The 8,671-nt window shown below is 67.5% G+C and carries 9 protein-coding genes; 6 read left to right on the top strand and 3 right to left on the bottom strand.

The features are described from left to right. Positions 1 to 388, bottom strand: a 388-nt coding sequence (locus tag VL752_RS21940; protein ID WP_325358756.1) for a 3-hydroxyacyl-CoA dehydrogenase NAD-binding domain-containing protein, incomplete at its 3' end; no start/stop codon positions are given. A 317-nt stretch (positions 389 to 705) separates the two neighbouring features. Between VL752_RS21940 and VL752_RS21935 the strand changes: the two genes are divergently transcribed. The 3 genes from VL752_RS21935 (at position 706) to grxC (ending at position 4,509) form a co-directional block, all read left to right on the top strand. Beyond that, a complete protein-coding gene (locus VL752_RS21935; RefSeq protein ID WP_325358754.1) occupies positions 706 to 3,348 on the top strand; it encodes an MMPL family transporter in 2,643 nt (880 codons plus the stop codon). 64 nt (positions 3,349 to 3,412) lie between these two features. Continuing rightward, entirely contained in the window at positions 3,413 to 4,246 is an 834-nt protein-coding gene (locus VL752_RS21930; RefSeq protein ID WP_325358752.1) for a ComF family protein, read from the top strand. 11 nt (positions 4,247 to 4,257) lie between these two features. After that, complete coding sequence (grxC, locus tag VL752_RS21925; protein WP_325358750.1) at positions 4,258 to 4,509, top strand: glutaredoxin 3; 252 nt, start codon at positions 4,258 to 4,260, stop codon at positions 4,507 to 4,509. 40 nt (positions 4,510 to 4,549) lie between these two features. On the opposite strand, the gene VL752_RS21920 is transcribed toward grxC, so the two are convergent. Both VL752_RS21920 and VL752_RS21915 read right to left on the bottom strand, forming a co-directional pair. Further along, complete coding sequence (locus VL752_RS21920) at positions 4,550 to 5,521, bottom strand: quinone oxidoreductase family protein (protein WP_325358748.1); 972 nt, start codon at positions 5,519 to 5,521, stop codon at positions 4,550 to 4,552. Further along, positions 5,518 to 6,039: a methylated-DNA--[protein]-cysteine S-methyltransferase gene (locus VL752_RS21915; protein ID WP_325358746.1), complete on the bottom strand. Its 522-nt coding sequence runs from the start codon at positions 6,037 to 6,039 to the stop codon at positions 5,518 to 5,520. The genes VL752_RS21920 and VL752_RS21915 overlap by 4 nt, the downstream gene beginning before the upstream one ends. Before the next feature lie 201 nt (positions 6,040 to 6,240). Here VL752_RS21915 and VL752_RS21910 point away from each other — a divergent pair, with 201 nt between their 5' ends. The 3 genes from VL752_RS21910 to VL752_RS21900 all read left to right on the top strand — a co-directional run. Further along, entirely contained in the window at positions 6,241 to 6,615 is a 375-nt protein-coding gene (locus VL752_RS21910; protein WP_325358745.1) for a (2Fe-2S) ferredoxin domain-containing protein, read from the top strand. 21 nt (positions 6,616 to 6,636) lie between these two features. Further along, positions 6,637 to 7,968: a tRNA uridine-5-carboxymethylaminomethyl(34) synthesis GTPase MnmE gene (gene mnmE, locus VL752_RS21905; RefSeq protein ID WP_408863199.1), complete on the top strand. Its 1,332-nt coding sequence runs from the start codon at positions 6,637 to 6,639 to the stop codon at positions 7,966 to 7,968. A 32-nt stretch (positions 7,969 to 8,000) separates the two neighbouring features. Further along, the coding region (locus VL752_RS21900; protein ID WP_325358741.1) for an FAD-dependent oxidoreductase at positions 8,001 to 8,671 on the top strand (671 nt) is incomplete at its 3' end.

Here is an 8,671-nt window from a genome sequence, read left to right as displayed (position 1 = left end):
GGGTGATGGGGATCGAAGAGGTATTGGTCGCGATGATCGCCCCGGGGCTGAGATGGGGGACGAGGCCTTTAAGGATCGCGATCTTGACGTCCTCCCGCTCGGTCGCCGCCTCGATGACCATGTCGCTGCCGGAGAGTGCGGCGGTCTCGGTGGCGGTCGTGATGCGGCCGAGCGCTGCGGCCCGAGCCTCCTGGGTAACCGCGCCCTTCTGCACCTGGCGGTCAAGGTTGCGGCCGATCGTCGCCATGGCGTCGGTTAAGGCCTCCTGCCGCACATCGATCAGGACGACGGCGAGACCGGACAGCGCCGCGACATGCGCGATGCCGTTGCCCATCTGCCCGGCCCCGATGATGCCCAGGCTCTCGATCGCATCGCCGCTCACCGTCATCTCTGGTCTCCCTGCCGTGCTGGATGGAAAGCTTTGTCCGCCGCCCCGACTATCGGCGGCTTTGGCCTTGCTGCCAACGGCGGGTCCGGCGCTGCCGCTCCCGGCAACGTGATGGCGGCCCCTGCCTCGCCTCGGCCCCTGGCCAGCCCTGCCCGGCGCGTCGCGATCTTCACCCTGCCCGGACTATCCGGTATGCGGTCGAAGGAGCGGCCCGTCAGCGAACCGTGCCGGGGGCACCCGTGCCGATCCGCCCTGCCTCGCCCCGACTTGTCGCGACCCGGCATGCCTCGAATTTGAACAAGGACAGAAAAGCGTCGATGTGGGTTCAGTCAAAGCTGGCGGCAATCGCACGCCTGAGCAGCCGCCATGCGCTGTGGGTCGTGCTCGTCGGTATTCTCCTCGCGGTCGGCAGCGCCTTCTATACGGCGCGCCATCTCGGAATCGATACGAATACCGATGACCTGTTCTCGCCCAAACTGCCCTGGCGGCAGGCGCAGACCGCGATGAACAACGACTTCCCGCAATTTAACGACCTGCTGGTGGGCGTGATCCAGGCCAAGACGCCGGAAGAGGCCGATGCGACGGCTGCGGCCATCGCGAAGGCGGTCGCTGCCGATAAGGCCCATTTCAAGACCGTGCGCCGGCCCGACGCCCTGCCCTTCTTCAAGACCGAAGGGCTGTTGTTCCTGAACCAGAAAGACCTCGAGGGGCTGCTGAACAGCTTCGTGCAGGCTCAGCCCTTCATCGGCCAGCTTGCGGCCGATCCCTCCATGCGCGGTCTGCTGACGGCGATCGGCCTTATCGGCCAGGGGGCGGCCCAAGGCCAGGTCGATCTGTCCGGCTACAAAACCGCGCTCGACGGGTTCGATCGGGGGCTGAAGCAGGCGGCAAGCGGGCATCCGGAGCCGGTTTCCTGGCAGAAACTGCTCGGCGGGTCGCTGAGTGACCGCGCCGGGCCGGACCGTTTCGTCCTCGTCCAACCCGTGCAGGATTACGGCGCGATTGAACCCGGTGCTGCCGCGACCGACGCGCTCCGCCGCATCGCGGCGGCCGTGCCGACGATCGCCGACGGCCGCGCCAACTTCCGCATCACCGGCCAGATCGCGCTCGCCGACCAGCAGTTCTCATCCCTGACCCAAGGGATCGTGACCGATACCGTCGTCTCGATCCTCTTCATCCTGCTCTGGCTCGTCCTTGCCGTGCGGCGCATCCGCTACATCGTCGCGATCATGCTGACGCTGGTGCTGGGCCTGCTGCTCACGACCTTCTTCGCGGCCGTCGCCATCGGCACGCTCAATCTGATCTCCGTCGCCTTCGCCGTGCTCTTCATCGGGCTTGCAGTCGATTTCGCGATTCAGATTTGCGTGCGTTACCGGGACGAGCGCCGAGAGGCGGCGGATACCGAGATGGCGCTGGTACAGACACTGCGGAAGGCAGGCAATTCCGTGCTCCTGGCCGCCGTCGCGATCGCCGCCGGCTTCTTTGCCTTCGTGCCTACGAGCTTCGCGGGCGTGGCCGAACTCGGCCTGATCGCCGGCTTCGGCATGCTCATCGCCTTCGCCTGCACGATCACCTTTCTCCCCGCCCTCATTACGCTTTTCCGCATGCCGGCTGAAAAGGGAGAGATCGGCTTCGCCGGCATGGCGCGGGCCGATATGTTCCTCTGGCATCGGCGGCGCACCGTCGTCGGTCTCTTCGCGGTCCTCGGGCTGATCGGGCTCATCCTCATTCCCCACATTGTCTTCGACAGCGATCCGCTCGACACCCAGGATCCGCATTCCGAAGCGATGCAGACGCTGCGCAGCCTGCTCGACAATCCGGTGACCGATCCCTACAGCATCGACGTTCTCGCCCCCTCGGTGGCTCAGGCGGCGACGCTGGCCGACCGGTTGGAAAAGCTGCCCTTGGTCGACCACGCCCTGACGCTCGCGAGCTTCGTGCCGGCCGACCAGAAGCCGAAACTCGACGCCATTTCCGATACCTCCGATCTGCTCGCGGCAACGCTCAATCCCGGCCCCTCGGCGCCGGTGACGGCGGGCGATATCCGCATCGCCCTTGCGACCACGCTGAAGGCCATCGACAGCGCCCGGCCGAAACTGCCCGCGGACAGTCCGCTGCTCGCCATCGGCCACGACCTCAAGACATTGGAAGGGCAGACGGATGCCCAGCTGATGGCGGCCAATGCGGCGCTCACCGCCTTCCTGCCGCAGCAGCTCGACAATCTCCGCGCCTCGCTTTCGGCCCAGCCGGTGACGCTGCAATCCCTGCCCCAGGCGCTGAAGGTCGATTGGCTGACCAAGGACGGGCGTGCCCGCATCCAGGTGCTGCCCAAAACGGCCGCGATGAACAGCCGTGGGCTGAAGGCCTTCGTGCAGCAAGTGACGGCGGTCGCCCCCGCGGCCGGCGGCTCAGCGGTGACCGTAATCAGAAGCGCCGAGACCATCATCGGGGCCTTCCGGGAGGCGGCGATCCTCGCCCTCGTCGCGATCGCCGCGATCCTCTTCCTCTTTCTGCGCCGCCCCGTGCCCGTGCTGATGATCCTGGCACCGCTCGTGCTCTCCTCCCTCATGACGGTACTCATCATCGTGCTGCTGCCGTTGCCGCTGAACTTCGCGAACGTCATCGCCTTGCCGCTGCTGCAGGGTGTGGGGGTGTCCTTCAACCTCTATTTCGTCATGAACTGGCGGGCGGGGGAGCGCAGCTTCCTCGCCTCCCCGACGGCGCGGGCCATTCTCTTCTCCGCGCTCACCACGGGGACGGCGTTCGGCTCTCTCGCCTTCTCGCATCATCCGGGCACGGCAAGCATGGGCCTGCTGTTGCTCTGCAGCCTTGCCTGCACGCTTGTCGCGACCTTCATCTTCGAACCGGCCCTGCTCTACATGGTGCGGGCGCCCATCTCGGCCGCCCCAGCCCAGGCTGCCGTTGCGCCGGCCCGCGGCGCGGTGGGCAGCGGGGAATGACGGTCCTGTGACGGAGCCGCAAAGGGGGTCGTGCATTTGATTCGAAATCGAATCATAATGACCCATGACCGCGCTGAAGACCCTCATGGGCCGGGAGCTGGGGCGGGCCGCGCACCTCGTGCTCGACTGCCTGCTGCCCCCGCGCTGCCCCTCCTGCGGCATGCTTGTCCATGGCCCGCAGAGACTTTGCCCTGACTGCTTCGGCAGCCTCACCTTCATCGCCGATCCGGCCTGCCTGCGCTGCGGCTTGCCCTTCGAGACGAAAGGCGAGGCCGGCCGCCTGCGGCTCTGCGCCACATGCCTGGCGCATCCGCCCAGCTTCGCCCGCGCCCGGGCCGCCCTGACCTATGACGAGCCGGCGCGGCGCCTGCTGCTACCATTCAAACATGCCGACCGGACCGAACTCGCGGGCCTGCTCGCGATGCTCATGCACCGCGCCGGCGCGCCGCTCCTCGCCGAGGCGGATCTCCTTGTGCCGGTGCCTTTGCATCGCCGCCGCCTGGTGCAGCGGCGCTACAATCAGGCGGCGTTGCTGGCAGGGCGGCTTGCGACCCTCGCGGCACGGCCCTGGGCGGCCGATGCCCTGCGGCGCTGCCGCGCGACCCAGCCGCTGGGCGAGCTGTCGGCCGCGGAGCGGCGCCGGGCCGTCGCCGGCGCTTTCACCGTCAGCCCCTCTTCCCTGGCGCGGCTGCGCGGCCGGCGCATTCTGCTGATCGACGACGTCCTGACTTCGGGTGCCACGGCCTCCGCCTGCGCCGAAGCCCTGGCGGCAGCCGGGGTCGCCCGCGTCGACGTACTGGTCGTAGCGCGGGTGCCGGACCCGCGCCGCCGGCAGGGGCGAATATCGTCGGAGGCTCTTGTCCACAGCGAAGACGCAGACGATTTTACAAGCGTCTGAAGGAGATGACCGTGGCCGAGATCGAAGTCTATACCCAGCCCTATTGCCCCTATTGCGCGCGCGCCAAGCAGCTGCTGGACAGCAAGGGCGCCAGCTACCGGGAGATCGACGCCCCGCACGGCACCCCGGCGCGGGCAGAATCCATGTCCCGGGCGGGGCGCAGTTCGGTGCCGCAGATCTTCATCGACGGCCGGCACATCGGCGGCTGTGACGATCTGGTCGCTTTGGACCGCAAGGGCGAGCTCGATCCCCTTCTCGCCTGATGGCCGTCGTGGAGCCGGCGCTGTCGGCTCTCCCGCGCCGTCAGGGCAGAAGAACCGTGCTGCCGGTGGTCTGTCGGGCCTCAAGGGCGCGATGAGCCTCGGCGGCGTCGCGAAGCGGAAAAGTCTGCTCGACCTCAATCCGCACAATGCCTTTTTCGACCACGGCGAACAGCGCCTCGGCGGCGGAAAGCAGCGCCTTGCGCTTGGCGGTATAGGTGACCAGGCTGGGCCGTGTGAGAAAGAGACTTCCCTTGGCCGCGAGTTGGGAGATGTCGACCGGCGGCACCGGGCCAGAGGCATTGCCGTAGCTCACCATCATGCCGAGGGGAGCAAGACAGTCGAGGCTCGCCTCGAAGGTGTCACGGCCGATACTGTCATAGACCACCGGCACCATGGCGCCGCTTGTGATGTCCCGCACGCGCGCGGGAATGTCCTCATGCGCGAGCAGCACATGGTCGGCGCCATGGCTGGCTGCCAGCGCGACCTTCGATTCCCGGGAGACCACACCGATGACGCTGGCGCCGAGATGCTTCGCCCATTGGCAGAGAACGAGGCCGACGCCGCCCGCCGCGGCGTAGATGAGGACGGTATCACCCGGCGCGACCTTGTAGGTCCGGTGGAGCAGAAACTGGGCGGTGAGGCCGGTCATCATCATACCGGCCGCGGTTTCGAAGCTGAGCCCGTCCGGCAGGTGCACGAGCCGGTCGGCGGGCATCACACGATGCTCGGCATAGGCGCCAAGCGGCATGGAGGCATAGGCGACACGATCGCCTTCGCGGAGATCCGCAACACCTGGGCCGAGGCGCAGGATGGTGCCGGCCGCCTCCATGCCAGGCGTCATCGGGAGCGGCGTTTTGTAAAGGCCGCTACGGAAATAGACGTCGATGAAATTGAGGCCGACCGCCGCCTGCTTGATGAGGACCTGGCCAGGACCGGGTTCCGGCGTCGGCACCTGCTCCCATTGCAGGACCTCCGGCCCGCCGGTCGCGAGCACCCGGATGGCGTGGCTCATAGCAGGACCTCTTGCAATCCCGCGGCCGCAGGACGGCCGGTCCAGCCGGACGCGAAACCCGCGATCCGGGCCTCATGATCGAGCAGGAAGCGCTTGGTTTCGATGCCTTCACCGCCGCTGTAGCCACCAATCACCAGTCTCCCCGACGCACCGCTGCCGACCACGCGATGACAAGGGATCAGAAGGGGGATGGGATTCGTCGCCATGGCCGTCCCGACCGAGCGCGGCGAGCCGCCGACCGTCTCGGCGACACGCCGGTAACTCCAGGCGGCACCGCAGGGGATCTCTCCGATCGCCTTCCAGACGCGGCGCCGGTAGGCTGTGCCGAAAGGGTCGAGCGGCAGGTCCATGGGCTTTACATCACCGTCGAAATAGGCGTGGAGCCAATCCTTCGTGCGCAGCAAGACCGGGGTCGCCTCCTGGTCGCGGCCCCAGCCCCAATCGACCGCGACGATGGTCTCGTCCTCCGCCGAAATCGTGACGGGACCGACCGGCGTGTGCAAAGAGAGTTGCGGCAAGGCTCCGTCCGACCAAATGACGCTGCATGCGACGCTCGTGCCCGCCGGTTGTCAAGCACTGCGCGCGGCGGCATGGGAACGACCGCCGGGCGAGTGGACGGACGCGCCGGGCTACGGCAGAAGAACGATGTCGTGCGGCCAGAAAAGCCGGCCGCACATGACCATAAAATTGTCTCATCAACTATAAACAGGATCGAGTGGATGGACGACCCCGAGCAGGATCAGGCTCAACGCGAGGACCGCAACGATCCGCCGCCCTATTTCGACGCCCATATCTTCGTCTGCTGCAACCGCCGGCCAGACGGCCATAAGCGCGGCTCCTGCGCGGCCCGCGGTTCGGAAGCGTTGCGCGACTATATGAAGGCGCGCGTGAAGGAAGCCGGCATTCCCCATGCGCGGGTCAATATGGCAGGTTGTCTTGACCGCTGCGAAGAAGGGCCTTGCCTCGTCATCTATCCGGCCGGAACCTGGTACCGGGTGGAGAACCGGGCGGATGTCGACCGGGTGATCGAGGAGCATCTCCGGCTGGGTGGCCGGACGGAGAGTTTACGGCTGCCACCCGAGCGTTCGGCCTGACGGGACCCCGGAGAACGGAGCCTGGGCATGAGTGAGCGGACGATCTTCGCCCCGATGACGGCCGCAGGCCGCGGCGCGGTAACCGCTGTGCGGCTGAGCGGCCCGGCCACTGCTGCGGCCATCATCGCCCTCGGCGGCTCTCTGCCGCGTCCCCGCACCGCAAGCCTCCGCCGTCTGCGCGATGGCACGGGAGAGGTGCTGGACGAGGCGCTGGTGCTGTGGTTTCCCGCGCCCCACTCCTATACCGGTGAGGATGCGGCCGAACTGCATCTGCATGGCGGGCGAGCGGTGCTGGAAGGCGTTACCGAAGCGCTGCTGGCGCTCGGCCTGCGCTTCGCCGAGCCCGGTGCGTTCAGCCGTCGTGCCTTCCTCAATGGCCGCATGGACCTCCTGCAGGCGGAGGCGATCGGCGATCTCGTCATGGCCGAGACGGCCGGGCAGCGGCGGCAGGCGCTGCGCCAGATGGAGGGCGCTCTGGGCCGGGTGTACGAGGATTGGTCGAACCGCCTCGCCGGTGTTCTCGCCCATCAGGAAGCGCTGATCGATTTCCCGGACGAGGATCTTCCCGCAGAGGTGGAGCAGGCCCTGATCCGCACGATCGATATCCTGTCAGCGGAGATTGCGACCCATCTCGCCGATGGTCGACGTGGCGAAAAGATGCGCGAGGGCCTTGTCTTCGTCATCCAGGGTCCTCCCAATGCCGGGAAGTCGACGCTTTTGAATGCGCTCGCGGGGCGCGAGGTGGCGATCGTCTCGCCTCTGCCCGGGACGACGCGCGACGCACTCGAAGTGCAGCTGGTTCTGGGCGACGCGCCGGTGACGCTGATCGACACGGCGGGACTGCGGGAGACAGATGACCCCGTGGAGGCGGAGGGTGTGCGGCGCGCCTGCGCGCGCGCCGCACAGGCCGATCTCGTGCTTGTTCTGCGGAGCCCGGACGCGCCCGATGAGCGCGCAAATGCGCCGGAATCGCAGGCAGGCGTGCATACGGAGGATGAACCGCCCCGGCTCACCATTATGACCAAGGCAGATCTCGGCGGGCAGCCCGACGGTGCCGAGATCGTCGTCAGCGCGCGCACCGGTCTTGGCATGGGGGAATTGGTCGAGCGGCTCAGTGCAATCGCGCGCGCGGCGACCGCGCGGGCTGGGCCGCCGGCCCTGACACGACAGCGCCACCGTTCCTTGCTCGCGGAAGCGCAGGAGAACCTGACCAGGGCAGTGGCATTGGATGAGCCCGAATTGCGCGCGGAAGAGTTGCGTCTGGCCCTCTCCGCCCTCGGCGGCATCACCGGTGCCATCGGCGTCGAAGCACTGCTGGACCGCATCTTTGGTGATTTCTGCATCGGAAAGTAGCGGTTCGATGCGCGCGGCTGTATGACCGCGCCATGGACAGGACAGCGACGAAGACGAGGCTTTTTCATCCCTCGAACCCGCACGACTTTGACGTGGTGGTTGTGGGCGGTGGTCATGCCGGATGCGAGGCCGCCGCCGCCGCCGCCCGGATGGGCGCGCGCACGCTGCTGCTGACCCATCGGATCGAGACTATCGGCGCGCTCTCATGCAACCCGGCGATTGGGGGCATCGGCAAAGGGCATCTGGTACGCGAGATCGACGCGCTGGACGGGGTGATGGGCCGCGCGGCCGATCGGGCGGGCATTCATTTCAAAGTACTGAATCGCAGCAAGGGCCCGGCGGTGCGCGGGCCGCGCGCCCAGATGGACCGTGGCCTGTATCGCCGGGTGATGCAGGAACTTCTCGCGGCCCAAGAGGGGCTGACCATTCGGGAGGGTGAAGCGGCGGATCTTGAGATCGATGCCGAGGGCCGGGTTGCCGCTGTGCTGGATGCCACCGGACAGCGCTTTGCCTGCGGCGCCGTCGTCATCACCACCGGCACCTTCCTCAACGGCACCATCCATGTCGGCGGTGACAAATCACCCGGCGGGCGCATCGGCGAAGCCCCGGCTTTGCCGCTGGCCGCCAGGCTGCGTGGCCTGGACCTGCCCGTGGCGCGCCTAAAAACCGGAACGCCGCCCCGTCTTGAAAAGGCCAGCATCGA

The sequence above is a fragment of the Acidisoma sp. genome (assembly GCF_035492295.1).
Lineage (GTDB): Bacteria > Pseudomonadota > Alphaproteobacteria > Acetobacterales > Acetobacteraceae > Acidisoma.
The sequence above is the reverse complement of the archived record's forward strand: the minus strand, read 5'-3'. Positions and strand labels throughout refer to the sequence as shown.